This window comes from Natrinema altunense, from assembly GCF_000731985.1.
Classification (GTDB): Archaea; Halobacteriota; Halobacteria; order Halobacteriales; family Natrialbaceae; genus Natrinema; species Natrinema altunense.
The window spans coordinates 225,603-252,258 of record NZ_JNCS01000004.1 but is presented as its reverse complement, the minus strand read 5'-3'; the positions used below and the strand labels follow the sequence as shown (position 1 = coordinate 252,258).

Here is a 26,656-nt window from a genome sequence, read left to right as displayed (position 1 = left end):
TTCCTCCCCACACAGAGTGGCGGATTTATCTCGGCCACTAACAGTATTTTGAACCACCGCCACTACTTTCCTAGTGAAGTTTGAATATAGATGTGGGGATTGTTTTATGGTGCCTAATAAATCAGAAAACATATGTTCAGATGATATATGTTACTCATATGGCCCTCCATTCACGACGGCAAATACTTTCGTCGGTGAGTGTCACTCTCCCGCTGGTACTTGCTGGTTGTTCCAACCGTAAAGATAATACAGTTAAAACCCAACTGGATCAGCTACAGATAATCAATTATAACGATGAATGGTATGTTATCTCTATTTTAGTAAGTGAAAACAATAAAGCAGTGTATGAAGATACAGTTGAGGTCCCACCAGCGGAGGATGACTCGACTGAATTAGGGGACAATAACTGGAGTGGAATAAAGTTGAAACATTATCCGACAGATCCCGGTTCGTATTGTATACACTCTTGGCGAAGCGACCAATCTCTGGAAAATGCCGTAACTATTGATTTAGCCAAGTACGACCAGGAGTGTGCTCAAGTACGGATTAATATTGGCGAAGCCCGTGAGGACAGTGGGTCAGCACTCAGTATCTGGCGTTCATTTGACTGTTCTACAACTACCTGACGAGAAAAAATCGAGGATTTGCTGTCTTCTCCATGGACTGGTTAGAATGTAAGATCCCCGAAATCAAATGTTTGAGTCCAGTGGCCATAACCAAAAGTCATCATTGGATACAGTAGATTGTTAATATATAATACAGTGTCTGGCCGTCGAACAGTGAAGTCAAACGCTGTATGGCGATCGAACACTGCCCGAGACGGCATCTCCTGCGCTACCGCCGGCTCGAATCGCGAGCCGACACACGGTCGCCGGTGATCGACACTGTGAACTACCCGGCGGGTGGCTGTACGGGTATGCCGATCGAAAACCGGGACAACGCCTATCTCATTACGCATGGACTGGCGAAGGACACGCTCTCGCGCCTGCGCGACGTCGAGACCGAGCAGGTCAGCTTCCGGAAGGGGCTGGTCAAACTCGGCCGGATCTGTGGCTACGAGATCATCGACGGTCGAATGGAGACCGAGTACGTCGAGATCGAGACGCCCCTGGAGCAGACGATGGGCGAGCGCGTCCGCGGGCTCGACGACGTCGTCATCATCAACGTCTTGCGCGCGGCGACGCCGTTCGTCGAGGGACTGCTGAAGGCCTTCCCGCGGGCGCGACAGGGCGTCATCAGCGCGAGCCGCGACGAGGAAGCCGGCCGCGCGGAGGACGGCTCGTTCCCGATCTCGGTCGACTACGTGAAACTGCCCGAGATCCACGAGGAGGACACCGTCATCATCGCCGATCCGATGCTCGCAACTGGGAGTACGATGTGTACCGTCCTCGAGCACGTCGTCGAGAACGCGGTCCAACCGGAGAACCTGATCGTCCTCTCTGCGGTCTCGGCACCGGAGGGGCTGCTTCGGGTCAACGACGAGTTCGACGAGGCCGATCTGCTGACGGTATCGATCGACGACCACCTCGACGACGACGGCTTCATCGTCCCCGGCCTCGGCGACGCCGGTGACCGCGCGTTCCGAACGACTTGAGACGGTCGTTCCGGGCGCTCTCGAGTCGTCATCGGCTGCCCGTTCTCGAGCGTCGTCCCGAGGAGCGCGCGGCTTGCTACTGGCTCGAGTCGCAGGTGTCGATGCCCAGCACCGCGTTTACCGGACACCGCTGGATGATCGCGGTCGCGAGTAGATCGCTGCCGGCGATGAACGCGAGAGTACCAATCGTTCGATCGCGGTACCGGGAGCCGATCAGGAGCAGCGCTGCCGCGAGGGCGAGCCGACCGATGCGGTCGGATCCGCCGACGTTTTTCTCCATGGTCGATCGAACGACACCGATGGAGGTAGTAGTGTCCACGAACCCCTTCGTTTCCGGTCGAACTCGACTTTCGTGTGCTGATGAGATACATCGAAGAATATAGGGAGATATAGATAATTATAATATTGGATGGATATTTGGTAATTATAAGATAGAATGAATCATCCAAACCGATACCCGGGTCCTGATTGACGATCAATAATGTATATATAGCTCCGTTACTTCGCCTCGAAGTATGTCATCCCATTTCAACAGGCGCAATTTCGTCAAGGCAGCGGGTGCTGCTGGGATCGCCGGCCTCGCCGGCTGTCTCGGTGGCGACGGCGGCGGAAACACGCTTTCGTGGTACGCGGGTGGTACCGGCGGCACGTATTACCCGCTCTCGGGGAACTTCAAAACGATCGTCGAGGAGAACACGGACTACTCCCTGCAGGTTCAGTCGACGGGTGCAAGCCTCGAGAACGTCAGCAGTCTCAACCGTAAAGAGGCCGACTTCGCGCTGATCCAGAACGACATCGCGTACTTCGCGTCTAACGGGACCGGCCTCGAGGAGTTCGAGGGCGAACCGATGGAGGGGGTCCGCGGCGTCGCGACGCTGTATCCCGAGACGATTCACGTTATCACCCAGGCCGACTCCGGACTCGAGTCCATCGCGGATCTCAGCGGCGCGACGGTCAACACCGGTGCCCCCGGAAGCGGGACGCAGGTCAACGCCCTTCAAATCCTCGAGGCCGCGGGCGTCTCCGATTTCAATGAGCAAAACTCCGACTTCGCAACGGCGGCCGACCAACTCCGCGATGGTGATGTCGACGCGGCGTTCGTCGTCGGTGGCTGGCCCGTCGGCTCCATCGAGGACCTCGCGACGACCAACGATATCAGTCTGATCGAGATTTCGGGCGACCTCCGTGAGAATATCAAGTCCGAGGCCGAGTGGTTCGCCGACGATACCGTTCCCACCGGCACCTACGATGGTCTCGACAGCGATACTGACACTGTCTCCGTACAGGCGATGATCGCGACCCACGACGGCATCGACGAGGAAATCGTCGAAGCGGTCACGACGGCCATCTTCGACCACACCGGCAATCTCGACTACAAAGCCGACTTCATCAGTGCCGACTCGGCGCAGGACGGCATGCCGATTGACCTCCACCCGGGCGCAGAGGCCTACTTCGGATAACGAGATGGAACTGATTCGTTCCACTTGTTTCCATGAAACGACCGACTAGACGGTCCGTTACTGTCGGCGCGCTCGTCGTGGTGGCAGTCCTCCTCGCATCGGTAGTCGTCGTGGCGTCAGCTGCGGGCGGACAGACGCTCGTGGTCGCTGATGCCGATTCTGGCGAGCCCATGCTCGAGGTGCCGGTCGACGACGGTGACGAGGTGACGCTGGCGTACACTCATAGCGTCGAAAAGACGCCGGTCGAGGACGTGTACGTCGTCGATGGGTCCGAGTTGCGGATGGTCAGGATGGTATTTAGCTCCCACGGTGCGGGACTCCCCGCCGCCGAGTCGATGGAACGGACCGACGAAGGCCTCGTTGTGACGCGCAACGAGACGTACGAGGAACTGCCCGTCGTACCCGGTTCGATCGCCGGTCACGAACTCGTGATCGACGGCGAGCGGTACGATCTGGTCGAACGCTCCGACGGGCCCGTCGTCGTCTCCGTCGACGATCGATTGTTTGCTGGCCCGCTTCTGACAGAGTCGTCCACCGAGACCGATTCTGTTCCGAGGGCCGATACGATTCTACATTGATATGAGCATTGATACGAATACCGAGACGGTTTCGGAAGAAGAACAAGAAGAGATCATGCAGGAAGTCGAGCGTCGCCGTACCCTTCAGGGGCCCGCAGTCGTCGCCGTCGCACTGATCGGCATCCTGCTCTCGGCGTTTCAACTGTGGTTGGCTGCCCGCGGGCGCACCTTCGCCGTGCCGTTCCCGGGCGGCGGCCAGTTCGAACTCTCGCTTCAGCAACTCCAGGTCAACGCGGTCCACGTCACGTTCGCGCTGATCCTCGCGTTCCTCCTCTTCCCCGGGAGTCGGGGAGATGGGTTCGTCGCCAGGCGACTCGGTCGGATTCCGCCGGCCGTCCGGTCTCAGTTCGGTGCGAGCCACCCGCTCTCGAGCGCGACGACGCGACTCGCGGACGCTGTTCGGTGGGCCGCCGTCGATCCATCGATGGATCGGGTCACGCCGGTCGATATCGTGCTCGTCGTCCTTTCGCTCTTTCCCACGTACTATATCGTCACCGAGTTCGAAGCGATTCAGGATCTCGCCGTGTTCGGCATCCAGAGCGGTCGGCCGATACACGACGTGTACCCCATACTCGAGCCGCTCGTCACCGCGGTCGCGATGCTCGGGGTTCCGCTGGACGAGGTCTCGTGTGCGTTCCTCCTCGGTGCCCTCGGAATCCTGCTGGTGCTCGAGGCGACCAGGCGAACGCTGGGTATCCACCTCATGTCGCTGGTCACACTGTTTATCGCCTACGCCCGGTGGGGGTATCTCATCCCGAGCGATTCGCCCATCGGTGCCCTTTCGACCCTGCCCGAGACCTGGGGAGGCATCGTCTACAACCTCTGGTATACGGTCGAGGCGGGCGTCTTTAGCGTCCCCGTCACGGTCAGCGTCCGGTATATCTACATTTTCATCCTCTTCGGTGCCTTCCTCGAGATGAGCGGTGCCGGCAAGTGGTTCATCGATCTCGCCTACTCCGCGACTGGAACTCGAAAGGGCGGCCCGGCGAAGGCGAGCGTCGTCTCGAGCGGGTTTATGGGAATGCTCAGCGGGTCGTCGATCGCGAACACCGTGACGACGGGTGCGTTCACGATTCCGCTGATGAAACGGTCGGGTTACTCGCCCGATTTCTCCGGTGCCGTGGAGTCCTCGGCCTCGTCGGGCGGCCAGATTCTGCCGCCCGTGATGGGTGCGGCCGCGTTCCTCATCGTCGAGTACACCGGAACGCCGTACGCGGACGTAATTATGGCCGCGACTCTGCCAGCCGTCGCCTTCTTCTTCGGCATGTGGGTGATGGTCCACTTCGAAGCCGTGCGCGGCGGTATCGGCGGACTACCGCGTTCGGAACTGCCGAACGCCCTCGACGAACTCCGAACCGGCTGGTTCTATCTGGTCCCGGTCGTCCTCTTGATCTACTTCCTGATCTTCGCTCGTCTCTCGATCGCTCGCGCCGGCTGGTACACGATCGTCGCCATCGTCGCGCTGATCTCGGTCGTCGCCGCCGATAACGAACGGACGCGCGTCCCGCTGCTGGGGTCGATCGCCGCGCTCTTCGCCGCTCAGGTCGCGACTTTCGCGAGCTATGGGGTCGGACTCGGTGGTGCAGTACGGGTGGCCCTCGGCCTCGAGACGGCAGCCGATCCCTACTCGATCGGTGCCGCAGTAGCCGCTTCGGTGTCCGATCTGGGCGTGATCGCCGTCCTCATCAGCGTCGCCTTCCTGCTCGCTCGACCCTACGCGGATTCGCCGCTGCTCGATCTCGACGAGGCAGTCGACGAGTCCGCCCGCCGCAGTGCTGAGTTCCTTAACCGACCATCGCTCGCCGAGAACACCGGCTATCGCCTCGGGACGTTCGTGCTGAAATCGATGGAATCCGGTGCACGAACCGCGACGACGGTCGTCATCGCAGTCGCCGCTGCTGGCGTCGTCCCAGGGGTTATCAGTGTCTCCGGACTCGGCCCGAATCTCGCGGCGCTTATCAACACTGTCAGCGCCGGGTCGATCCTTCTCTTGCTCGTCCTGACGGGAATCGCGGCGATCATCTTCGGAATGGGGATGCCCACGACCGCGATGTACATCATCTTGGTCGCGATGCTCGGCGGACCGATGGAGGACCTCGGCGTCTGGATCATCGCGGGCCATCTCTTCATCCTCTACTTCGGACTGATGGCGGACGTTACCCCGCCGGTGGCCGTCGCCGCCTTCGCCGGTGCGGGAATCGCGAAAGCCGACGAACTCAAGACCGCGACCGCCGCGTTCCTCCTCTCGCTGAACAAGATCCTCGTTCCGTTCGCGTTCGTGTTCTCCCCGGGGATCTTGCTCGTCCGGGAGACCGGCGGTCAGTGGGATATCATCGGCTGGTCCGATATCTCGGATCTCGGCTTCTTCCTCCCCGAGGTCGCCGTTCCCGTTCTCGGGATGTTCCTCGGCGTGTACGCGCTCGGCGTCACGATCATCGGCTGTCAGTATTCCCCGGTCGGGTCCAGTAGCCGCGCACTGTACGCGGTCGCATCGATCCTCCTGATGGTCCCCGAGATTCCGCTCCTCGTCCTCGAGGCCGCCCTCTCGCTGGTCGGGGTGTCCGTCGGCCTCACCGGCCTCTCCGTAACGCTCCCGCTCCGGACACTCGGACTGGCGATTCTCGTCTCGCTGTCGTACCGGAACGCCACCCGTTCGTCCGGGTCCGAGTTAGGGACCGCCACGCCAGCTCCGGGCGACGCGTAACACTCTCGTTACTATTTTAACACGACCGGCCAAAGGTTCGGGCATGACCGATCGGGAGCCGGCTCGTTCGCGTGCGGCCGACGACGCTACCCCGCCGGACCGCGCGTTTCGACTCGCGTTCGGCGGCTACGTCGGCGTTCTCGTCGCGGGGCTCGTGACGGCGATGGCCGTTCTGAGCCGCCCCGAGATGGCTTCGATCACGGTGACCGGCACGTCCGTCGTCGGTTTGGGAGGCGGGTGTCTCGCTGGCATCGCCCTCGCGGGACGTAGCCCCGGGCTGGCCGTCCGTCTCGGTCGAACCCGACGCCGACGAGCGGCGCTCGTCCTCCCGGCCGCCCCGTTCGGGATGGCGGCTGCCGCATCACTGGTCGGGCCGCTCGAGTCGCGGGTGGCGGTCGTCGCACTCGTGTCGACGATCGCCGTCGCTCTCACGGGCGGTCTCGTCAAGTGGATGGCACAGACCCGATACGTGGACGCCGTTACGGGTGACGCGCCCGTCGCCACGTGGCAGTGGGAGCCGCCGAGCAGTCCCGTGCTGGACGCCGTCGTGTTCGCCACGTGGCTGCTGCTCGGCGCTGCCAACGCGTATCGCGGCGACTGGCTGCAATCGATCGTGTGGGCCGGCCTGGCAGTACTCTGGCTCTGTAGCGGGCTCGCCGAGGGCCGATGGCGGATCGGATCGATGGGGGCAACGCCCGAACTCCGCGTTCACGACGCCGGACTGGTCAAGCAACGACCGTACACCCGATCGATCGTACTGTGGGACGACGTCGCTCACGTCCGACTCCGCGAGGACGAACTCGTCCTCGATCGCGGGCTCTTCGACGTGCGATTCGAACGCGACGAACTCGCGGCTCTCGAGACGGCACACGAGGAAATCGAACGACGGCTCCCGAACCGAGCCGCCGGCTGATGCCTCGCAGCGGCTGCCGGTCGTCTCCCGCGTCGATCCGTCACGCGAGGTCGGCGCGCCCGCTCGTTGCGCTCCGAATGCGATCGCGGAACGCCTCGCCCTCCGCGCGCGGGACGCGAACGTCGAAACTGACTGTGGCCTCGTAGTCGGCCGCGAACTCGTAGCCCTCGCTCTCCAGGATCGACCGCACGGTTCCGGAATCGTCGTACGCGACGGTGATCACGACCCGTTCGTGTGGCCGCTCCTCGACGATGCCGGCCGCTTCGACTGCCTCTTTCACGGCGCGGGAGTAAGCCCGGACGAGGCCGCCGACGCCGAGGTTCGTCCCGCCGTAGTAGCGCGTCACGACGACCGCGCAGTTCTCGAGGTCCTGTTGCGCGAGGACGTTCAGCGCCGGTTTCCCGGCCGATCCGGAGGGTTCGCCGTCGTCGCTCGAGTACTCCCGGAGGAAGTGACCGTCGGTCTCCTCGTCGCCGGCCCGGACGCGATAGGCGGGCACGTTGTGGGTCGCGTCGGCGTACTCCTCGCGAACGGCGTCGACGAACGTTTCGGCCGCGTCGACGGATTCGACGGGTCGGACGTGCCCGATGAACTCCGAACCCTGGACGACGAACTCGGCGGTGGCCGGTTCCGGAACGGTACGATACGCCCGGCTCACGGCCGCCCTCCCTCGTCTCGTCGGCGGACGTACCGACGCGGAGACGGCGTCTCGAAGCGGAGCATAGCGGTGCTACGCCGGGCCGCGAAAAGAGACCGTCGGTCCCGCCCGTCTCGCGTCGGGGAACGGGGCCGGACCGTGGGAACGTTTCGCTGGGACCCGTACGCTATTGGTCCTCCATGCGCTGTGTGGACACATGCACGGCGAGACTATCGATGCCGAACTCGCGGACGAAATCTACAGTAGCTGTCGGACGACGGTGGGTGACGAGCTGCGCAGCATCACGTACTTTACCGAGGACGACATCGAGCAGTTGTACCTCCGTTCGGACCTGGAACAGACCGCGGATCTGATCGGCTTCGCCGAACACGAGCGGCTGGGCTTTCGCTCCCAGTCGGCCTACCGGAACACGCAACTCGGCGAGTACCAGGCGACCATCCGCATGTTCGAGAACGGATACCTCTCGCGGGTCATTCGCGGGCCACACGGCGTCTGGGTGACGACCGACGACATGTCGATGGAACGGTTCGAGGAACTCACCAGCGCGCTCGAGTCGATCCTCGACGACTTCGCGGACACCGTCGCTGTCGAGGGCGACGACTGACCGTCGGTCACTGAATCTCGATCTTTCGGACGAACGAGAGGTCGCGGATCGCAGTGATTACCTCGCCCGATAGCTCCTCGTCGGTGATCAGGTAGAGCCGTGGCTCGTCGGTGAACTCGGGGTCCTCGCTGATCGTCTGGCGGATCGAGATGTCGTGGTCGGCCAGTGTGCCGGTGACTTCGGCAACGATCCCCTCCTGTTCGGCGTCGGTCACCTCGACGGAGAGGACGGTCAGATCCAGGACCGGCGCCAGATCCATCAGGCTCGGTACCTGCGAGATGTTCTGGAAGATCCGCCGTAGCTCGGGGTCCTCGAGGATGACGTCGGTCGTCGAGTCGACGACCCGTCGGTCGACGCCGATCTCGCGGGCGATTCCCGTGTTCGGAATCTCGATGCCGCCGGAGACGACCCGGCCGTCGTCGTTGACCGAAAACCCGCGCTCGAGCAGCAACCGGATCACCGCCTGCTGGCTCGGCGACCCCTCGAACTTCTCCATGATCTCGTCGAACATTCGTTGCGGAGTGTACGGCCGCGCCGGTATAATGTCCGGTGATCGGTCTCGGCCGGCGTCGGCGGCGGCCCGCTCGCGATCGGCCGCCCGGAACGTCGTCTGACGGATGATTTTTCACCGTTCCCGTGCAGGCCGACACTATGCGCGAACTCCGGAGCTGTGACTTCTGTGGTGCCGAGGCGATCGGCGCGTTCGAGATCGTTCCTCCCGAACTCGAGCCGACCGAAACCGAACAGCGCCGCGTCGTTCCCTGCCGCGACTGCAAGGACCGACTCGAGACGCTGCTCGAACCGCTGCTCGCCCGGGCCGGCGTCGAGCGCGGACCTGACACTACGGATCGCGATCGGGACGGCATTCCCACCGACGCATCCGACGGCGCCGAGGATGTCGTCGCCAGCGCCGATCGATCGACGGAGAAGCGACGGCGGACCACCAGCCCGAACGCGACCGTCTCGGACGCGTCGGCGGAGCGCGACGAGCGGACGAGCCCTCGAGACGGCGCGGGGGCCGAGGGTGACCCTGATCTCGACTCGGGATCGCAGTCGGGAGCGCCCGCGGAGTCGGTCCTCGAAGACGGGATCACCTTCGAGCGCACCGAGCGGGCGGCCGGCGACGGCTCGATCGAGTCGGCGGAGACCGAGTCGAAGAAGACCGAGACAGGGACGGCGGCCGCGGCCGATTCGACCGACCAGGCGGCGGCCGACGAGTCGCCGCCCGACGAAGCCGCCGCGACCGATGCGCCGACCGGTCCGCCGACGGCTTACAGTAAGGTCGTTCGCCTCCTTCGCAACCGCGAGTTTCCGATGGACCGCAGCGCCGTCGAGGAACTGGCGGCGGGGGCCTACGACCTCGAGCGCCCCGAGGCAGCGGCGATCGTCGACTACGCCGTCGCCGAGGACGAGTTCGTCGAAAAACGTGGCAAGCTTCGACGCTCGTAAGCTGACGGCCGCACGCCTACCGAGTCCCGCGTCCGGACGGATCCGCGCGGCAAACGGCTACAGCGTCCCCTTCGTGCTGGGCGTCCCCTCCCGTCGCTCGTCGCGTCGCGTCGCGTCGTCGAGGCTCCGGGCGAGCGCCTTGAACAGGGCTTCGACCTCGTGGTGGGCGTTCTCGCCGTCGACCTCGAGGTGGAGTGTCAACCCGGCGTTCATCGCCAGCGATTCGGCGAAGTGGCGGGCCATGTCGCTGGTGAACCCGCCGATCCGCGCCTGCGAAAAGCCCCCGTCGAAGTAGAAGCGCGGCCGCCCGCTGACGTCGACGACCGTCCCCGCGACGGCCTCGTCGAGCGGGACTCGCCGGTCGGCGTAGCGGACGATCCCCGCCCGGTCACCCAGCGCGTCGTCGATGGCCTCGCCGAGCACGATCGCGACGTCCTCGACCGTGTGGTGGTCGTCGATCTCGAGGTCGCCGTCACACTCGATCTCGAGGTCGAACAGGCCGTGTTTGGCGAACGACGTCAGCATGTGATCGAAGAAGCCGATACCGGTCTCGACCGTGGCCGTCCCGCTGCCGTCTATCTCGAGCGTACACTCGATCGTCGTCTCGGCCGTCGCACGGGTGACAGTCGCCGTTCGCTCGCTCATGGGAGAGTCATGCCGCCCCCGATACAAGGCGGTTCCGCTCGTCGCCGTCGACGGGATCGATCGAGTTCAGTTCCCGCGTCCGTCACGATTCGTGAATATCGGCTGAGAACGAGTTATAAAATGTCTCCGTGTGTTATATCGAGTTTCAAAACGTCGTTTGCCTCTCATTAGCCCGAGTGAAACGGACCGAAACGACGCCAATCTTCGGCCGCTTATATGATCCGGTAGCTGAATGTCGTACTCGAGAAGAGGTGACCCGTTTCGATGTCCAACCCCTCCCCCGTTTCGAACGAATCGATCGCCCCGTCAAGCCCTGATGCGGAGCCAAGCCGCGACTACGCCGAGCGGTTCGTCCGCTCGCTCAAAGGGCCCGCCCAGTTCCTGTCGTTCTGGTGTGCCATCGCCCTGCCCTTCGTGCATCTCCCCCTCCTCGCACAGGGGCTCGGGGATCCGACCGTCACGCTGACCTTCCTCCTCCTGTTGGCGGCCAACGTCCTTGCCCTCTACGTCGGGCATGGCTACAACGGCTAACCTCGCTGAGCGCGCCTCGAGTCACGCGCCGTCGTCCCCTCGGCCATCGAATTGGTCCGCTCGCCGTTTACGCCGTTCCGACCGGCTCGCTGTCGTCCGACTCGGTCTCGTGGAGCGCAAAGAACACGACGGCAAGTCCGAGAATCGCGGTGAGCGGTCCGATGAACACCATCGCCGGGAGGAGTGCGACAAACACGGCCATCCGGACGTGATCCGCCCCGTGGGAGTCACGGTCTGCCATCAGCACGTAGGTATCCGCTTGACATCTTCAGTGTTCGGTATCGATTCCATGGTGATTCGTCGACTCGAGACGCGGGGAACGACCGCGGACTACTCGCCAGCGTCGACCGTCGCTTGCGCCTCCGCGAGCGTGAAATTGCCCTCGTAGAGCGCGCTTCCGACGACGACCGCCGCCGCGCCGGCGTCCTCGAGGGCCCGTACGTCCGCGAGCGTCGCGACGCCGCCGCTGGCGATCACGGGAATGTCGGTCGCGTCGACCAGTTCGCGAACCGGCTCGGTGGCGACGCCCTCGAGTCGCCCCTCGACGTCGACGTTCGTAAAGAGGATCGCGGCGGCCCCGAGATCCGCGTACCGGCGGGCGGCCTCGACGGGACTGATACCCGCCCCTTCGGTCCATCCCTCGACGACGACTTCGCCGTCTTTCGCGTCGAGGCTGACCACGACGCTGTCGGGACGGTCCTCGCTGATCTCCGCGACGATCTCGGGGCGCTCGACCGCTGCGGTACCGAGGATGACCCGATCGACGCCGCGCTCGAGCAGGTCGATCGCGTCTTCGGCAGTGCGGATTCCGCCGCCCAGTTGCGTCGGCACGTCGACGGCATCGATCACCGCATCGATGGCCCCCGCGTTCCCCCGTTCACCCTCGAACGCACCGTCGAGATCGACGAGGTGCAGCGTTTCCGCCCCGGCGTCGATCCACCGGCGGGCGGCCGCGACCGGATCGCCGTAGGTCTTTTCGGTCCCGCGCTCCCCCTGAACGAGCTGGACGACCTCGCCGTCTTGGATGTCGACCGCCGGTATCACCTCGAAGCTCTCGCCCTCGCCGTTCGCGTCGTCGGTCATACTCGAGTGCGCGGGGCCAGCGCGAGTAAAGGCGACGGTTTCGCCGACCGACCATCGCCGTCGTCGTCCTCGAGCCCTGGACGGGAGTCGATTCCGAGACCGATATCTCCGGGTTCGCGAACGAGGCGACCGTCACCGTGCCGGCGATGTTGATTCTCAGCAGCGGGATCGGCCGGATCGGACCCGTTCGGGAATTGGGACGGCGAATGACCGACTTCGCGGGCTCGCATCGGTACGCCGCTGCAGTTGCTGCTATCGGTGGTCACCGGCCTTGGGATCGCGTTCTGGGACGTCCGATGCAGATTCCCCAAAGTGATTTCACACGGTACCCTGAAATGACGGCACGTGGTGCGAACCCGTATGGATCGAGTTCGAACCCAACTTGCGACTGCGCTGAAGGGGCTGACCGAGCGATGAAGCCGCGCTATCTCGACGCGATCATCGATCTCGCCTACGGCGGCCTGATTTTCGTCTCGGTCGTCTTGATCGTCGTCGAGGGAACGCGAGTCGGGTTAGCGCTCGGGTTAGGCGTCCTCGTATCGTACGCATTACATGTGATCTGGAAGATGGCGCGCTTCGATCCGGAATGGATGACGAGGGAGGTCGAAGAGACGGTCGAAGATGCCGTCGAACAGACGATCGGCGAGCAAGTCGACACGGTCCAGCAACGGATCGAAACCGTCGACGAACGCATCGACCGTCGTCCACGCGAGGACGAAATCGAGGATCTCCTTGAGGAGACGGTCGCCGACGAAGCGGCGGGCGGAGAGGACGGGACCGACGACGCCGCTCGATAACCCCACGTCGCCGTATCCCGTTTCGTCGATCGAAACGCGCGTCCGACGGCCGTCGATCCTCTCAGCGCACGAAACGGCACAACGAATATCCGAATCGACGTGATACCCCTTTCTCAGTATGGTTTCCGTGTTGCTTCTCGTCGGTATTCTCGTGGCCGTTTTCGTGGGCTACAACGTCGGCGGTGCGACGACCGGCCCGGCGTTCGGCCCGGCCGTCGGTGCCGATGCCATCTCGAAGACCGCGGCCGGCGTGCTGATGACGGTGTTTTTCTTCGTTGGAGCGTGGACGATCGGTCGCCGCGTCGTCGATACCCTCGGCCGTGAACTCGTCCGGGACCCCGGCGTCTTCACGCTCGAGGCGAGTATCGGCGTCCTCTTCTTTATCGGCGCTGCGTTGTTTGTCGGCAACTTCTTCGGCGTCCCCGCGTCGACGTCGATGACGGCGGTCGGGTCGATCGCGGGTCTCGGACTCGCCGCCGGCGAACTCAACGTGGCAGTCATGGGTGAGATCGCTATCTGGTGGCTCGTCTCTCCGTTTATCGGCTTCTGGGTCTCGCTGATCATCGGCCGCTACTTCTACTCGTCTCTCAATCGACGGCTCGCGATGACGCGCAGTGAGGGGCCGCTCTATCGGATCGACCGGTCCCGTTGGGTGCCGGTTCCGGTCCCGACCGATACCACGAACCGGCGCGAGCTGGGGGGCGTAGCGATGGTGATCGTCATCGGCTGTTTGATGGCGTTCAGCTCCGGCACCTCGAACATCGCGAATGCGGTCGCCCCGCTCGTCGGGAGCGGCGAACTCGCGATGAACCCCGCGATCATCATCGGCTGTGCCGCGGTCGGGATCGGCACGGTCACGATCGCACGGCGAACCCTCGAGACGATGGGGAACGATCTTACGGAGCTGCCGTTGACGGCGGCGATCGTCACCGCGACGGTAAGTGCCTCGCTCGTTATCTTTCTCTCCGCGATCGGCATTCCCGCGAGTTTCGTCATCATCGCGACGATGTGTATCATCGGTCTCGGCTGGGGACGGGCGACGCGCCCGATAACCGTGGCCGATGCCGTCCGGGGCGAGGAATCGGTCCCGATCTCCGTCGACGCCTTGACCGCCGATGCGGAGGGCGAAACGCTGCCGCCGATTGGCGACGAGGACCCGGAACGGATCCCCAGCGCGTCCGACCTCTTCAATCCGGCGACGACGGCCCGCGTAGTCCTCATGCAGAACATCGTCCCGGTCATCGCGACGGGCGGGGCGTACGTCACGTTTCGGTTCGTTCCGATCTTCGGACTCTGACTCGAGTCCGTCTCGCAATTCGACACACTGCACACTCGGGGACCGGGAACCTTCCTCATATCGCGTTCGGTAGCGCCGCAGGCTGTGTCCCGCACCCGCTCGTCGCCGGTCCGAACCAGGACCGTGCCGTCCCTGCGTGTTTATTCCTCCCGGTGTGGAACGGGACGTATGGTTTCACGCGTCTTGGTTCCGATGGAGGACTCGGAAATGAGCGACCGCGCCCTCGAGTACGCCCTCGAGGTCTATCCGAACGCCGAGATAACGGTCTTACACGTCGTCGGCGAACCGTCCCAGATGTGGGGATACGCGACGGGGCTCGCGCTCGCCGACGACCTCGAGCAAGCAGCGGCGGAACACGCGAAGCCGATCTTCGACCGCGCACGCGAAATCGTCGCGGACGCCGACGGCGACGCGGAACTCGAGACCCATATCGAACTGGGCAATCCCGCTCGTGCGATTATCAACCGGGCTAACGACTACGAGACGGTCGTGATCGGCACCCACAGTGGGTCCGTGGCGGATCTCGTCTTCGTCGGCAACGTCGCCGAGAAGGTCGTTCGAAGTGCCCCAGTTCCGGTCGTTGTCGTCCGGTAAACTGCTGACTCGCCGTTTCGTGCGCCCCTGAACGACGCGCGTCTCGCGTCGTCCTGCGGTCTTCGGTTCGACAATGGGACCCGCAAATAGGCGCGTTTTTACGATCGGACGTACGAGTTATTCGTCGTGACAGAAGTACTGCTTATCGTCGGGATTCTCGTCGCTATCTTCGTTGGATTCAACATCGGCGGTTCGACCACCGGACCCGCGTTCGGGCCGGCGGTCGGCGCCAACGTGATCACGAAACTGATGGCGGCGGGCTTGATGTCGATCTTCTTCTTCCTCGGGGCGATCACGATCGGTCCGCAGGTCGTCGAGACGCTCGGCCGAGAGCTGGTGCAGGATCCCAGCATCTTCACCATGCAGTCGAACGTCGCCGTGCTCTTTTTCATCGGCGGCGCGCTGTTCATCGGTAACTACGCCGGCGTCCCCGCGTCGACGTCGATGACGGCGGTCGGAGCGATCGCCGCGCTCGGACTCGCGACCGGCGAACTCGACTGGGCGGTGATGGGCGAGATCGTCGTCTGGTGGATCGTCGCGCCGATCATCGGCTTCTGGGTTGCGGGGGTCGTCGGCCGATACTTCTACCCGCGGATCAACGCCTGGATCGCGATCGAGGGGAACGGTGGCGGCAGAGAGATGATTACGATCGATTACTCGGGGTTCGTCCCCCGGTTCCGGTTCGGGGAGAACGCGACGCGACGGGAGATTACCGGCGCGTTCGCCGTCGTCGGGATCGGGTGTCTGATGGCGTTTTCCTCGGGGACGAGTAACATCGCGAACGCCATCGCACCGATCTACGGGACCGGCGACGTCGATATGGTGCCGCTGATCCTGATCGGCTGCGCGGCGGTCGCGGTCGGCTGCTTTACGATCGCTCGCCGGACGCTCGACACGCTGGGCAACGACATCACGAACCTCCCGCTGACCGCGGCGATCGTCGTCGCAGTCGTCGCATCGGCGATCGTGATTTCCCTATCGATCATCGGTATCCCCGCGAGTTTCGTCGTGGTGGCGACGATGAGTATTATCGGTCTCGGCTGGGGCCGTGCGACCCGGACGACGACGCTGTCGGGCGTCAGGGCCGGCGAAGAGACCCGCGTTTCGGTCGGCGCGCTGACCGCCGAGGAAGAGGGCGAACAGTCGCCCGAGATCGGCGAGGAGGAACCCGAAGACATCCCGAAGGCGTCGGACCTGTTCGATCCCTCGACGACCGCTCGCGTGATCCTCATGCAGAACGTCGTGCCGGCGATCTCGACGGTCGGCGCCTATCTCACGTTCCGTTTCGTCCCGATCTTCGGGTTCTGAGCCGACTCGCGTGCGGTCGACCTCTGTATATCGGCCCTGTCGCCTCGTCCGGGTTGGCGTCCGTGTTCTTTCTCCTCGTCCTACCGTAGCGCTCCGCCGGACCGGCCCCTCGACTCGGTAGCATGCCTGTGGGCGTGCGCCCTCGCTTTCGAACCCGGCAACGAACGCACCGGTCCTGCGAATACGTTCGGACATTTCTTTTTCCTCTGCCGTTCGAGCACGGATCTTGTAACGAACCGGGGCATTGTTTCCTCCGAATTGGTCAATTCTGACTCAAAGACAATTTAGGACTGAACAGCAAGCTATACCAGTGCGGGACTCGAATCGCCGAGTGATGCCCACGGTAGAATACCTCAACTACGAAGTACTGGACGATCAGGGCTGGGACATGGACGACGACGACCTCTTCGAGCAGGCCGCCGATGCCGGCCTCGACGAGGAGGACTACGGCTCGCTCGATGTCGCCGAAGGCGAATACATCCTCGAGGCGGCCGAAGCACAGGGCTACGACTGGCCCTTCTCGTGTCGCGCCGGTGCCTGTGCGAACTGCGCCGCGATCGTCTTCGAAGGCGAGATCGACATGGACATGCAGCAGATCCTCTCCGACGAGGAGGTCGAGGAGAAAAACGTCCGCCTGACCTGCATCGGGTCCGCCGAGACTGACGAGGTCAAAATCGTCTACAACGCCAAGCACCTCGACTACCTGCAGAACCGCGTCATCTAAACACCGAAGAAGAAACTGCGTTTAACAAACGTAGTTCCGCCCGGGGTCACTGCAGGTGTACCCCGACAATTTCTCACAGGCCGATGCTCTCGCCGTCTTCCCGGAGCGAATGCTGTAGCCGGAATGCGGCCGTACCACACCGATCAGGTCTCCTCCCTCCGCATACTATGCCGGACGGTATCACGAGTAGTGTACGGTTTACTACGATACCAGAACAGGAGTCCGGAGACGACTGAAACGGGGTCACTCGACCCGGTATCCACAGCTGCAAACGTGCCGTTTTCACGTCATTCGATGGCGATACTACCGTCAACGGTCACCGCTGCACCACCCAAGAGCTCACAGACACCTACCGTCGTACGCGCGGGGCACGTCGTCTCGAAAAACTGCTCGTACATGTCATTGATCTCCTCGTATGCATCCATCTCTGCAAGATACAGCGTCAATCGAAGAACGTGACTCGGTCTTTCCCGTATCGGTTCAGTTCCGCTTCGAGCTTCTGGAGACGGATTTCTAACTGCCGCGACGGTGGTTCGCTCCGCGTAACTTCGCCGTCCTGTTCCGGGAGTAGGCCCTCCGTAAAGAGGAGATCAGAGCTCCCCGTTTTCTCCCCGAACGCACCAACGAACTCCGATCCGTCCCGTTGCTTCCGACTGGGTTTACTGACACGATCGGGACGGGACTCGGTTCTCCGTTTGTTTCTATATTCGGTTTAAATATCCATCAAGTAGAAATATTTGGACCGTTCCGAATCGGTGGGATGACTCGGTTCAGAGGCCCAATATATCACTATCGGAGTTTCTACCGGAACTATTAATTGAACACTAGCTCAATCAAATAGCGATGGCACGAGCGACGGAGCGGCTCCAACGCTATCTTGAGGACGAACTCGAGGCGTGTCGGGACGAGGATGTCGAACAACGACTCGACGAACTCGAGGGGTTCGAGGCGGCCGTCGGCGCAGACCGTCTCGAGACCGAACTCGACGTGCTCTCGGCGGTGGCAAACGAGACGCGGTATCGACTGGTTCGGCTCCTCGTCGCGGCCGAGGAGGAACTCTGCGTCTGTGAACTCAACGCGGTCGTCGACGTGACCGAGAGCGGGCTCAGCCACGCGCTCTCCCAACTCGTCGACGCCGCGCTCGTCGACGGCCGGAAGGACGGCCGCTGGAAGAAGTACCGGGCGACCAACCGCGCCGTCGCGCTCGTGACCGTCCTCGAGGGGACCGTCGATGAGTAACGCGACCCACGAGCACGGGCCGGACTGTGGCTGCGAGAGCTGCGGTGATCCGCGTTCGATGAGCTTCTTGGACAAGTATCTCACCGTGTGGATCTTCGCGGCGATGGCCGTCGGCGTCGGGCTCGGCACCGTCGCGCCGTCGGTAACAGAGCCGATCCAAGCTCTCCACCTCGTGGAGATCGGGCTCGTGGCGATGATGTACCCGCCGCTGGCGAAGGCGGATTACTCGCGGCTCCCGACGGTGTTCAGCAACTGGCGCGTGCTCGGACTGAGCCTCGTCCAGAACTGGCTCATCGGTCCGACCCTGATGTTCGGGCTGGCGGTCGTCTTCTTCAGCGGGCTCGTTCCCGGCCTGCCGGCCCGGCCCGAGTACTTCCTCGGGCTCGTGTTCATCGGGATGGCCCGGTGTATCGCGATGGTGCTCGTCTGGAACGAACTCGCGGAGGGATCGACCGAGTACGTGACTGGATTGGTCGCGTTTAACAGTCTCTTCCAGATCGTCACCTACGGCGTGTACGTCTGGTTTTTCGGCCTCTTTCTCCCGCCGTTGCTCGGCATGGACTCGCTCGTCGCTGGGATCACGACCTTCAACGTCTCGCCGATGCAGGTCTTCAGGGCCATCGTCGTCTTCCTCGGGATTCCCTTCGCCGGCGGACTTCTCACTCGCTACGTCGGCACCCGAACGAGAGGTGAGGACTGGTACGATGAGGAGTTGATCCCGAAAATCGATCCCCTTACGCTGGTCGCCCTGCTGTTTACCGTCATCGTGATGTTCGCCACGCAGGGCGAGAACATCGTCGCCGCGCCGGGCGACGTGCTCCTGATCGCGGTGCCGCTGACGATCTACTTCGTCGTCATGTTCCTCGTGAGCTTCGGCATGGGGCGTGGCATCGGTGCCGACTACTCTACCACGGCCGCGATCGGCTTCACCGCCGCCTCGAACAACTTCGAACTGGCCATCGCCGTCGCCGTGGCGGTGTTCGGCGTCGGCTCGAGCGTCGCCTTCGCGACCGTCGTCGGCCCGCTCATCGAGGTCCCCGTCTTGCTCGCGCTGGTTCACGTCGCACTGTCCTTCCAGCGGCGGTTCGACTGGACGGGGTTCGAAACCGACCGTCTCGAGCCGACCGCTGAATCACCTGCCGACGACTAACTCCCACGAAATTCCACGATCATGTCCACAGATACTACCGACGACCCGATTCGTATCGCCTTCGTGTGCGTCCAGAACGCCGGCCGCTCCCAGATGGCCACCGCGTTCGCCGAACGCGAGCGCGACCGCCGCGGCCTCGCGGACCGCGTCGAAATCCTGACCGGCGGCACCCGTCCCGCCGACGGTGTTCACGAAGAAGTGATCGCCGTCATGGACGACGTCGGTATCGATCTCGCCGACCGAACACCTCGGGAGATCACGCCCGACGAACTCCGCTCGTGTGACACCGTCGCAACGATGGGCTGTTCGACGCTCGAGTTCGGCGGCGTGGACGCAGCCGTCGACGTTCGCGACTGGGCGCTCGCGGACCCGGACGGTCGCGACCTCGAGGCCGTCCGTGAGATCCGCGACGGGATCGAGGATCGAGTCGCTGCGCTCTTCGACGAGTTCAGCGACGCCTCCGGGAGGAGCCACTGAACGCCGGCCCGTGCAGGACGAGTTCGTGCACGGCGACGAGGACGACGACGGCGACCACGATGAGCGCGCCGTCGACGAGCGACGGGAGGAGCCCCAGGGAGACGATCAGCGTCGTCGCGCAGGCGGGCGGGTGGACCGTCTCGGTCGCGAGCATCCCGCCCGTCGTGAGGACGACGGCGACCACGCCGCTGGCGACGACGCGGAACTGTGCGGTCGCGAGCAGCGGCGCGGCCGTGGTCATGCTCACACCGAACTCGGGCGCGATCGCGTGATACGCGACCAGCCCAGCCACGACGCCGATGCCGTGACCGCCGATCACGCGCCGCGGTGCGGTCACCTCCCCGTCTCGAACCGTCGCTAACAGGAAGGCGGTGGGTCCTAGACTCGGGAAAATAAACGCCTGGCCGGTCAGCCAGGCCAGCAGGCCCGGAACCGCAAGCAGCACGCCGACGTACAGGGTCGAAAACGCCGCGCCCTCTCTCATGAGCATCCCCTTGTCAGCACCGACGGATATACCGTTTGTTCCGATGCTTGTCGGGGAACAGGCGCATTACCGCCGGCCCGTGGCCGATACCGTTCGTCGCTTCGTTCCGCGGTCACGTCGCGACCGTCCGCCCGGGAGGCCGAAAACGTAAGGGATCCGCGCTTCGGAGGAACGGTCGTGACGCTCGCTGGTGCCGTCGCGACGGGTCCGGACCTCCTTCGACTCGTCGCCGTCCCCGTCTTCGCCTGGACCGCCTACCGCGACATCGAGACCCGCCGGGTCTCGAGCACCGTCTGGATACCTCTCTCCCTGCTGGGGACCGCGCTGTTGCTCTGGGACGGCTGGCTGGCCTGGCACGCCGGCGGGACCGCCTGGACCGACTCGTTCCTGATTCCGACGGCGATCAGTCTCGGCCTGGTCGTCCCCATCGCCTACCTGTTCTGGTGGTTCGGCGGCTTCGGCGGGGCCGACGCGAAGGCCCTGCTCGTCCTCGCCGTACTCTTCCCGACGTTTCCCGAGTACGCGCTCGGCTCGTGGACGCTCCCGCTCGAGTCGACCACGACGGTCGGCGCGTTCTCGTTTACCATCCTCACCAACGCCGTCCTGGTCGGCGTCGTGTTGCCGCTCGTCCTCGCCGTTCGCAACGCCGCCGCGGGACGGATCGCCCCGGTCATGATCGTCGGCTGGCCGGTCGCGTGGGATCGGGTGCCGGAGACTCACGGCCGCCTGCTCGAGACGCCTGCGGGACTCTCTCAGGGCGGGCTCGATCTCGACGCGCTGCGGATGTACCTCCGCTGGCGGGGGCTCTCGCTGGCTGAGTTGCGCGACCGACCCGATCGGTACCGGGACCCGGCGACGCTGCCAGCCGAGCCGAACCCGCCGACCGACGGCGCGGTGACCGCGGACGGACCCGTTCGCGGGGACGGCGGCACGCTCGAGTCGGCCGCCGAGGACGCGGGACTCGAACGGGGGGCTGAGATGGCCTCGGCATCCGACGATCCCTGGGGGGCCGCGGCGTTCTTGGACGATATCGACGGTTCGGCCTACGGGACGACGCCAGAGACGCTCCGCGACGGGCTCGAGGTGCTCGCGACCGCGGAGACGGTCTGGATCTCGCCCGGGACGCCGTTTTTGGTGCCGATCTTCGTCGGACTGCTGATCGCGATCTGTTATGGGGATCTTCTCATCGGGACGTTCATTTAGCTCCTATTCCCCAGATTTCGACTCGAGCGGGCAGGAGGACATTGTCCCCGGCGACTCTCCCGCTATCGTCACCCTAGTCGCGATCCTCGATTTCGGCCTGTCGGTCGTCAGGCAGGGACCCCCAGTTCGCGCCCGCATCCCACGGGTGCCAGCCGAACAGTGCCGTCACCTCGTCCAGCCGCGTTTCGATCCGGTCCGCACGAAAGCGGGCTTCCTCGACGGTGTGTTTCTCGGGTCTCTCGCCGCGGTCCAGTGCAGTCGTGATGGCGTCGGCGAGTTCCGCAAGCCGGGCGATGTCGCTTCCCGTCGACTCGCCGGGATGTCTGAGCGCCTCGGCGAGCCGTGTGCGGGCGAGCGATTCGGCCGTCTCGAGATCGACATCTGCGTCGCTCATCCACGCTCACCCGAAACGACCGCTCGGCTCGAGCAGGTAACGCGCGCAAAACCGTTGTCGAACACCCACGCGTTACAGCCGCCCTGTTTGGCAGACGATGCTGTGGCCGTGCCGGAATCCTGAAGTCCGGCGACTGTCTTCATCGACATGGGTTTCTGCCCACAGAAGCCCAGTCCGCGTGTTCTCAGCACGCGGGCGTTTCCTCGACAGTCACGCCCCGAGGGACTGGTCTTCCGTAACCATGCCTTGTAAGGGGTGGTTAATAATGGTTCCGGTGCCGTACAAGGCAAGGATTTAAATTCGGGGATACCGAACGCCAGCTATGGACGAGGATCGGGAACGGAACGCTCGAGGGCAATTTACTGCGGAACACGACGTCACTGCGGAAGCTATCTACGAGACGATGGAGCCGCTTGAACCCTACACCAGTCGAGAAATCGCCGACAAACTGGACGTTCCGCGCCGGACGGCGTATGAATTTCTCACCGACCTTGCCGACAGCGGTCGCATCCGGAAGAAAAAGACAGAACCGCGTCGTGCGATCTGGATTCGACCTGCCGACGCCGCGGAATAATCGGACAGCGACGAGAACGACGACTCGAGTCGTCGTTCAGGCGAATTGAAGACACTGACAATAGCAATAATCTGCGACGAATGTCCGTCAATGAAGACTAGCATACACCTCCTGATAAGATGTTGGGAAATCTCGGCTTCGTCACTCCCCTGAAACGAGTTGTGAAAGTCCACCGAAGAGATTGGTAAGCGTACTCGGGTGTGGTGTGTCCGCGGGAGAGAATCGAACCGTCACGGCGTCGGTTCCCTCACGGACGGAGAGTTCGGAAACGGCCTCGCTCGGAAGTTCGACCCGAGCAGCCGCCCCCTCCGTGAGACCGAGGTCCCGACGGAGAGCGGCCGCAAGTGCCGCGGTATTTTCCGAGTTCTTCGAGTCCAGCGCCATTGACACACGGAGCACTCCTGCGTTCGTGATGAACCCATACCAACGTGTGACGTGATCGTACACCGGCGGCTTCCGAACGACTGTGGTGCAGTCACACTGTGGTTGAACGTCGCCGAGAGTGAACCGAAACGGAGACTGCCGTCGGGTCAGGGAGTATGTCGAAAGCGTCGATTCACCGACTGGTTCCTCGTCGCCGTGCCAGACCCCGATGGTGTCCACGACGATGGACGGATGTCCGACAACGAACGCCGTCTCTGCGAGCACGCTCCCGGCTGTGTCTCCGGCGATGTACATCGGCCTGCCGTAGCGCATTTCAGTCCGGCGGTCGGTGGAACCACCCACGCTAACGACATCAGCGAAGTGATCTTCCGTCCAGTCTGCCCAGACGACGACTGCACCGCGACCGTCGGCCGAACCGACGAATGCGAGCTTCCCGATGCGTGACGGATCGACGGTCTGAGACGAATCCGTGGATACCAGTCCGCGAAGTCGAGCGGGAACTGAAGCAAACGGACAGGTTTCGGCGATCAATCCGGCGACGGCGCGGACAGCCTCTGGCGGCTCCGTTCGGTCGACCTGCGCCACGGCGAGCGTGTCTGCACTCGCTGGAATCGTTCCGGCAGTGAGATCAGCAGCGCCGAGTTGAGTGGACCCAGTGGATTCCAAATTGGCGGTGATGGTGTCACCGCCGAAGACTGCGACACTGCCGCCGAATAGGACACTACCGGCACCGGCGAGGAGCCGTCGTCGTGACTTGCCGGAGGGCATTCGTTTCTAGCAAGTTGTCACGTAGGTAAATGACTTGCTGTCAGAGACCACGGTTCCCCACTTTCCGACCGGGATATCCAGACCCCACTGCAGGTCTCTGCGCCCTTGTTAGCGTGTCCGCTCGTACAGCGGGACGAGGACCGTCCAGAAGAGCACGAAGGCGACGCCGACGCCGATCAGCGCCAGCCACGGGTCGCCCCTGCCGGTCGGTGCGCCCGTCGCGAGGAGGACGAAGGTCCCGGCGAACAACAGACAGCAAACGAGGACGCTGCCGAGTTCGAGAGCCACGGCGACGGGATGGGCACGCAGCTGGGCGACGATGCCGGCGAGGGCCATACCCGAGCCACACACGCGGACGGCAAAAACGTCACGGCACTCGGACCGCCGACGGGGCTGTCACCGACAGCATCGTCTTCGCGACGCGTCGCTGCCGGTCGCTCGAGCGTCCCTTCTCGGTCGGCCGCGCGGGCTGGCGCTCGAGGCGGACGGACGGGGCCATCGTCACGGTTTGGACGCCGTTCGCGTCGCGCCGACACGGAGGCGACTCCCACGCCCGGGTCAGGATCGGGACTCGATGTCCGCGGCGATATCGTCGAGTTCGTCGTCGCCGAGGTCGGGCCGATCGCCCGCGATGGCGTGAATGGGGCCGCCGCCGTCGCCCTCGAAGCGGGGGACGATGTGACAGTGGACGTGGGGGACCTCCTGGCCCGCCGCTTTGCCGTTGTTGAACGCGACGGTCGTCGCATCGGCGTCGACGCTCTCCTCAACGGCGGGAACCAGGCGGTGAACCGTGTCGTAGAGGGCCGCGGCGACGTCGTCCGGAACGTCGTTCAGCCGCTCGTACTCGTCTCTCGGGATCACCAACGTGTGGCCCGGAGCCAGCGGGTTGGCGTCGAGGAACGCGACGGTCGTCTCGTCTTCGTACACGATTCGCGCCGGGATCTCCCCCTCCACGATCTGGCTGAATATCGTACTCATACGCGGGTATGAGTCGGCTCGCCGTATGAAGGTTTCCGACGTTTCGATCGGGGACCGGTTTCGATCGCCCAGTTGGCGGCGTCCGCAGCGTGCCTACATCGCATCACGTTCGCTTCGCGGTGACCGGCCGCCCTCTCCCTCGCCGTGAGGGTCACAGCATTCGTCGAGCGTCTCCCGGATCGCCGCGAGGTACTCCTCGGGGTCGTACCCCAGTCGCCCGATCCAGACGTCCTGGTACGATGGATGGAGAATCGGCACGAGCCACACCTCGAGTCGGTCACACCGGACGGGCTCGAGGACGCTGTCGACGAAACCCTCGAGGTTCCGCCCTTCGGCCGAAAGCACCGTTTTCGTCGCGTGTTTGCCGGTCGCCAGCACGACCGCCGGCTCGACGGCCTCGAGTTCGGTCAGCAGATGGGGCCGGCAGTTCGTGCGCTCTTCGGGAGTGGGTTCGCGATTGCTCGTCGGGTCGGTCGGGTCCGCTGGAAAGCATTTCACCGCGTTCGTCAAAGTGAATTAATGAATCAATCTTATGTATAACCAGAACGTATCTATACACGAGAAAGACCGATGAGCGAGAAGTCGAGGTTCAACATGGTCATTCCCGAGAAGCAAAAGGAACGATGGGAAGAATACGTCGAAGAAAACCCGGACGTAACCTCGCTTTCCCAACTTGTCCGCCAAGCGGTTGAGTCGGAAATCGCGCAAGGAAATGCCCCTAATTTGTCCGGCGGTAGTGACGAGGTTGCCCGTGAGCGACTGTCGGAACTACTCGAAGACACGAAGAAAATCAGGTCCGGAATTGAAAACATCGAAGATCGTCTGTATCACGTCGAACAGGAGGTTCGAGATAATCCTGAAATTTCGGAACTGGCGGCAGACTTGTTCGAGATTCTGCCAAGCCGAGAGGATATAGAGGACTACCACAAAGGGCGACAGCCCGGACAGAACGAAGTCGGCGCTGGCACAGTGGATGAATTTGCCGAGCGACTTGGAACAGCCGAGCCTCGAATCGAAAGAGCGCTTGAGAAACTTCAGAACGAAATCGCACTCGTCTATACGACCAGTGAGTTCGGAGACGAAACGCGATATTACAAGGAGGAATAAATGCACCAGCACATTCAACAGTATCTTGACGACGTGAAGGCCTCGAAGGCCGAAGGTACGTTCCAAACGCGTCAGTCTGATCTTCGAGTCTTCAATGAGTTCCTTGCCGACAAGGACATGGAACCGACCGAAGTAGACGCGTGGATTATACACCAGTTCCTGCGCCACGAGGAGAACGAGGGCTACGCTGATTGGACCGTACAGAGTCGTTATCAGTCTGTCAAGAACCTCTATTCATTCCTCGCTGGTACGCGGGGACTGATGGACGAATCGCCTTTTGAGGGCGACGGACTCAAACGAAGCGACTTTGGAGGGCGGGAATCGGTCAAGTCAGAAACGGCTGATATTGTATACATTCGGCCCGAAGAGATGGAAGAACTTGCGGAGAACGTTCCACAGCCCAAACTCCGGAACGAGTTGATGGTCCGGCTCTTATGGCAGACCGGACTACGCCGGAGTGAAATCGCCATTATTGAACTCGACAATATCGACCGTGAGGGGCGGAGTATCGAGGTCTGGTCGCCCAAGACCGAGGACTGGCGGACCGTCTACTATCAGCCGTCACTCGATACTCTGCTGACGACGTGGATAGATAGAGGTAGTAGACTATCATTCGCAGAGGCGGAGGAATCTGATTACCTCTTCCCAACCGAAAGGGCGGAACACATCGTCCCCATGCAGGTGAACGAAATTGTCAAGAAAGCGGCGGAGAACGCGGAAATTCAAGAAGTGATGAATCGGGACGCGATGGGTCGCCCTTGGCACCGTGTTACTGCCCATGCTCTCCGTCATGGTCACGCTGTCGAGTCCCTAAAGTCAGGGATAGACGTTCGAACGGTCCAGAAGCACCTCGGTCATACGGATATTGAAACGACGATGGAATATCTACAACTGATTGACGACGACGTGAAAGAAGCATACCAACGGTTCGGAACGAGCGCAGAAACGTCAGCCTGAAA

General features: G+C 63.0%; 33 protein-coding genes and 1 pseudogene. 21 read left to right on the top strand and 13 right to left on the bottom strand.

Annotated elements, in window-relative coordinates; all coding sequences use genetic code 11:
* Positions 1-158 precede the first annotated feature (158 nt).
* The gene (locus ALTAJ2_RS19165) at positions 159-626 is read left to right on the top strand and encodes a hypothetical protein (RefSeq protein ID WP_130169806.1); all 468 of its coding nucleotides are present in this window, start codon (positions 159-161) and stop codon (positions 624-626) included.
* Positions 627-916: 290 nt separating this feature from the next.
* Complete coding sequence (gene upp / locus ALTAJ2_RS10195; RefSeq protein ID WP_007110000.1) at positions 917-1,594, top strand: uracil phosphoribosyltransferase; 678 nt, start codon at positions 917-919, stop codon at positions 1,592-1,594.
* 76 nt (positions 1,595-1,670) lie between these two features.
* Here upp and ALTAJ2_RS10190 read toward each other — a convergent pair whose 3' ends face one another.
* The gene (locus ALTAJ2_RS10190) at positions 1,671-1,874 is read right to left on the bottom strand and encodes a YgaP family membrane protein (protein WP_007109999.1); all 204 of its coding nucleotides are present in this window, start codon (positions 1,872-1,874) and stop codon (positions 1,671-1,673) included.
* Between the two features lie 235 nt (positions 1,875-2,109).
* Here ALTAJ2_RS10190 and ALTAJ2_RS10185 point away from each other — a divergent pair, with 235 nt between their 5' ends.
* The 4 genes from ALTAJ2_RS10185 to ALTAJ2_RS10170 are packed head-to-tail and all read left to right on the top strand — an operon-like array spanning position 2,110 to position 7,249.
* Positions 2,110-3,054 carry a TAXI family TRAP transporter solute-binding subunit gene (locus ALTAJ2_RS10185; RefSeq protein WP_007109998.1) on the top strand — a complete coding sequence of 315 codons (945 nt, stop codon included), beginning with the start codon at positions 2,110-2,112 and terminating at the stop codon, positions 3,052-3,054.
* Positions 3,055-3,086: 32 nt separating this feature from the next.
* Entirely contained in the window at positions 3,087-3,632 is a 546-nt protein-coding gene (locus ALTAJ2_RS10180) for a DUF1850 domain-containing protein (protein ID WP_049900663.1), read from the top strand.
* A gap of 1 nt (position 3,633) precedes the next feature.
* Positions 3,634-6,336 (top strand): TRAP transporter permease, encoded by a 2,703-nt coding sequence (locus tag ALTAJ2_RS10175; protein WP_007109996.1) that lies wholly within the window; start codon positions 3,634-3,636, stop codon positions 6,334-6,336.
* Positions 6,337-6,379: 43 nt separating this feature from the next.
* Positions 6,380-7,249, top strand: coding sequence for a hypothetical protein (locus tag ALTAJ2_RS10170; protein WP_007109995.1), 870 nt, complete (start codon positions 6,380-6,382; stop codon positions 7,247-7,249).
* A 40-nt stretch (positions 7,250-7,289) separates the two neighbouring features.
* Here the strand turns inward: ALTAJ2_RS10170 and ALTAJ2_RS10165 are convergent, their stop codons facing one another.
* Positions 7,290-7,907, bottom strand: a complete 618-nt coding sequence (locus tag ALTAJ2_RS10165) for an IMPACT family protein (RefSeq protein WP_007109994.1) — start codon at positions 7,905-7,907, stop codon at positions 7,290-7,292.
* A gap of 196 nt (positions 7,908-8,103) precedes the next feature.
* Between ALTAJ2_RS10165 and ALTAJ2_RS10160 the strand changes: the two genes are divergently transcribed.
* Positions 8,104-8,511, top strand: coding sequence for a DUF7522 family protein (locus tag ALTAJ2_RS10160; RefSeq protein WP_007109993.1), 408 nt, complete (start codon positions 8,104-8,106; stop codon positions 8,509-8,511).
* Positions 8,512-8,518: 7 nt separating this feature from the next.
* Here ALTAJ2_RS10160 and ALTAJ2_RS10155 read toward each other — a convergent pair whose 3' ends face one another.
* A complete protein-coding gene (locus ALTAJ2_RS10155; protein WP_007109992.1) occupies positions 8,519-9,022 on the bottom strand; it encodes an amino acid-binding ACT domain protein in 504 nt (167 codons plus the stop codon).
* A 140-nt stretch (positions 9,023-9,162) separates the two neighbouring features.
* Between ALTAJ2_RS10155 and ALTAJ2_RS10150 the strand changes: the two genes are divergently transcribed.
* Positions 9,163-9,960 (top strand): hypothetical protein, encoded by a 798-nt coding sequence (locus ALTAJ2_RS10150; protein ID WP_007109991.1) that lies wholly within the window; start codon positions 9,163-9,165, stop codon positions 9,958-9,960.
* A gap of 57 nt (positions 9,961-10,017) precedes the next feature.
* Here the strand turns inward: ALTAJ2_RS10150 and hisB are convergent, their stop codons facing one another.
* Positions 10,018-10,605 carry an imidazoleglycerol-phosphate dehydratase HisB gene (hisB, locus tag ALTAJ2_RS10145; protein ID WP_007109990.1) on the bottom strand — a complete coding sequence of 196 codons (588 nt, stop codon included), beginning with the start codon at positions 10,603-10,605 and terminating at the stop codon, positions 10,018-10,020.
* A gap of 264 nt (positions 10,606-10,869) precedes the next feature.
* On the opposite strand from hisB, the gene ALTAJ2_RS10140 reads away from it, so the two are divergent.
* Positions 10,870-11,136, top strand: coding sequence for a hypothetical protein (locus ALTAJ2_RS10140; RefSeq protein WP_007109989.1), 267 nt, complete (start codon positions 10,870-10,872; stop codon positions 11,134-11,136).
* A gap of 67 nt (positions 11,137-11,203) precedes the next feature.
* On the opposite strand, the gene ALTAJ2_RS19445 is transcribed toward ALTAJ2_RS10140, so the two are convergent.
* Both ALTAJ2_RS19445 and hisA read right to left on the bottom strand, forming a co-directional pair.
* Positions 11,204-11,377, bottom strand: a complete 174-nt coding sequence (locus ALTAJ2_RS19445) for a hypothetical protein (RefSeq protein WP_160163697.1) — start codon at positions 11,375-11,377, stop codon at positions 11,204-11,206.
* 89 nt (positions 11,378-11,466) lie between these two features.
* Positions 11,467-12,219, bottom strand: a complete 753-nt coding sequence (hisA, locus tag ALTAJ2_RS10135) for a 1-(5-phosphoribosyl)-5-[(5-phosphoribosylamino)methylideneamino]imidazole-4-carboxamide isomerase (RefSeq protein ID WP_007109988.1) — start codon at positions 12,217-12,219, stop codon at positions 11,467-11,469.
* 413 nt (positions 12,220-12,632) lie between these two features.
* Here hisA and ALTAJ2_RS10125 point away from each other — a divergent pair, with 413 nt between their 5' ends.
* The 5 genes from ALTAJ2_RS10125 to fer all read left to right on the top strand — a co-directional run bounded on the left by ALTAJ2_RS10125 (position 12,633) and on the right by fer (position 16,939).
* Complete coding sequence (locus ALTAJ2_RS10125) at positions 12,633-13,016, top strand: hypothetical protein (RefSeq protein WP_007109987.1); 384 nt, start codon at positions 12,633-12,635, stop codon at positions 13,014-13,016.
* A 118-nt stretch (positions 13,017-13,134) separates the two neighbouring features.
* On the top strand, positions 13,135-14,313 hold the full coding sequence (locus ALTAJ2_RS10120; RefSeq protein WP_007109986.1) for an inorganic phosphate transporter: 1,179 nt from the start codon (positions 13,135-13,137) through the stop codon (positions 14,311-14,313).
* A 168-nt stretch (positions 14,314-14,481) separates the two neighbouring features.
* Complete coding sequence (locus tag ALTAJ2_RS10115) at positions 14,482-14,907, top strand: universal stress protein (protein ID WP_007109985.1); 426 nt, start codon at positions 14,482-14,484, stop codon at positions 14,905-14,907.
* Between the two features lie 126 nt (positions 14,908-15,033).
* Positions 15,034-16,215, top strand: a complete 1,182-nt coding sequence (locus ALTAJ2_RS10110; RefSeq protein ID WP_007109984.1) for an inorganic phosphate transporter — start codon at positions 15,034-15,036, stop codon at positions 16,213-16,215.
* A 334-nt stretch (positions 16,216-16,549) separates the two neighbouring features.
* Positions 16,550-16,939 (top strand): ferredoxin Fer, encoded by a 390-nt coding sequence (gene fer, locus ALTAJ2_RS10105; protein WP_006185072.1) that lies wholly within the window; start codon positions 16,550-16,552, stop codon positions 16,937-16,939.
* A 287-nt stretch (positions 16,940-17,226) separates the two neighbouring features.
* Here fer and ALTAJ2_RS18665 read toward each other — a convergent pair whose 3' ends face one another.
* Positions 17,227-17,364 carry a hypothetical protein gene (locus ALTAJ2_RS18665; RefSeq protein ID WP_007109983.1) on the bottom strand — a complete coding sequence of 46 codons (138 nt, stop codon included), beginning with the start codon at positions 17,362-17,364 and terminating at the stop codon, positions 17,227-17,229.
* A 418-nt stretch (positions 17,365-17,782) separates the two neighbouring features.
* Between ALTAJ2_RS18665 and ALTAJ2_RS10100 the strand changes: the two genes are divergently transcribed.
* From ALTAJ2_RS10100 to ALTAJ2_RS10090, 3 genes are read left to right on the top strand one after another with little or no spacing between them, the layout of a single operon-like run.
* Positions 17,783-18,178, top strand: coding sequence for an ArsR/SmtB family transcription factor (locus tag ALTAJ2_RS10100; protein ID WP_007109982.1), 396 nt, complete (start codon positions 17,783-17,785; stop codon positions 18,176-18,178).
* A complete protein-coding gene (gene arsB, locus ALTAJ2_RS10095) occupies positions 18,171-19,328 on the top strand; it encodes an ACR3 family arsenite efflux transporter (RefSeq protein WP_007109981.1) in 1,158 nt (385 codons plus the stop codon). The genes ALTAJ2_RS10100 and arsB overlap by 8 nt, the downstream gene beginning before the upstream one ends.
* Positions 19,329-19,349: 21 nt before the next feature.
* Entirely contained in the window at positions 19,350-19,805 is a 456-nt protein-coding gene (locus ALTAJ2_RS10090) for an arsenate-mycothiol transferase ArsC (RefSeq protein WP_007109980.1), read from the top strand.
* Here ALTAJ2_RS10090 and ALTAJ2_RS10085 read toward each other — a convergent pair.
* Complete coding sequence (locus ALTAJ2_RS10085) at positions 19,777-20,289, bottom strand: HPP family protein (protein ID WP_049900673.1); 513 nt, start codon at positions 20,287-20,289, stop codon at positions 19,777-19,779. The two genes, ALTAJ2_RS10090 and ALTAJ2_RS10085, sit on opposite strands and share 29 nt — an antisense overlap.
* Positions 20,290-20,466: 177 nt before the next feature.
* Between ALTAJ2_RS10085 and ALTAJ2_RS10080 the strand changes: the two genes are divergently transcribed.
* Entirely contained in the window at positions 20,467-21,492 is a 1,026-nt protein-coding gene (locus ALTAJ2_RS10080) for an A24 family peptidase C-terminal domain-containing protein (RefSeq protein ID WP_007109978.1), read from the top strand.
* A gap of 73 nt (positions 21,493-21,565) precedes the next feature.
* Here the strand turns inward: ALTAJ2_RS10080 and ALTAJ2_RS10075 are convergent, their stop codons facing one another.
* Positions 21,566-21,886, bottom strand: a complete 321-nt coding sequence (locus tag ALTAJ2_RS10075) for a hypothetical protein (RefSeq protein ID WP_007109977.1) — start codon at positions 21,884-21,886, stop codon at positions 21,566-21,568.
* Between the two features lie 322 nt (positions 21,887-22,208).
* On the opposite strand from ALTAJ2_RS10075, the gene ALTAJ2_RS10070 reads away from it, so the two are divergent.
* The gene (locus ALTAJ2_RS10070; RefSeq protein ID WP_007109976.1) at positions 22,209-22,460 is read left to right on the top strand and encodes a helix-turn-helix domain-containing protein; all 252 of its coding nucleotides are present in this window, start codon (positions 22,209-22,211) and stop codon (positions 22,458-22,460) included.
* Between the two features lie 1,260 nt (positions 22,461-23,720).
* Here the strand turns inward: ALTAJ2_RS10070 and ALTAJ2_RS10060 are convergent.
* From ALTAJ2_RS10060 to ALTAJ2_RS10050, 4 genes and pseudogenes are all read right to left on the bottom strand, one after another.
* Positions 23,721-23,948, bottom strand: a complete 228-nt coding sequence (locus ALTAJ2_RS10060; RefSeq protein ID WP_007109974.1) for a hypothetical protein — start codon at positions 23,946-23,948, stop codon at positions 23,721-23,723.
* Between the two features lie 31 nt (positions 23,949-23,979).
* Positions 23,980-24,111: a hypothetical protein gene (locus ALTAJ2_RS20280; RefSeq protein ID WP_275039513.1), complete on the bottom strand. Its 132-nt coding sequence runs from the start codon at positions 24,109-24,111 to the stop codon at positions 23,980-23,982.
* A gap of 59 nt (positions 24,112-24,170) precedes the next feature.
* Entirely contained in the window at positions 24,171-24,590 is a 420-nt protein-coding gene (locus ALTAJ2_RS10055; RefSeq protein ID WP_007109973.1) for an HIT family protein, read from the bottom strand.
* Between the two features lie 93 nt (positions 24,591-24,683).
* A pseudogene (locus tag ALTAJ2_RS10050) lies at positions 24,684-25,097 on the bottom strand (uracil-DNA glycosylase family protein); the annotation flags it as partial.
* 63 nt (positions 25,098-25,160) lie between these two features.
* Between ALTAJ2_RS10050 and ALTAJ2_RS10045 the strand changes: the two are divergent.
* The gene (locus tag ALTAJ2_RS10045; RefSeq protein ID WP_007109971.1) at positions 25,161-25,697 is read left to right on the top strand and encodes a hypothetical protein; all 537 of its coding nucleotides are present in this window, start codon (positions 25,161-25,163) and stop codon (positions 25,695-25,697) included.
* Positions 25,698-26,654 carry a tyrosine-type recombinase/integrase gene (locus ALTAJ2_RS10040; RefSeq protein ID WP_007109970.1) on the top strand — a complete coding sequence of 319 codons (957 nt, stop codon included), beginning with the start codon at positions 25,698-25,700 and terminating at the stop codon, positions 26,652-26,654.
* Positions 26,655-26,656: the final 2 nt, after the last annotated feature.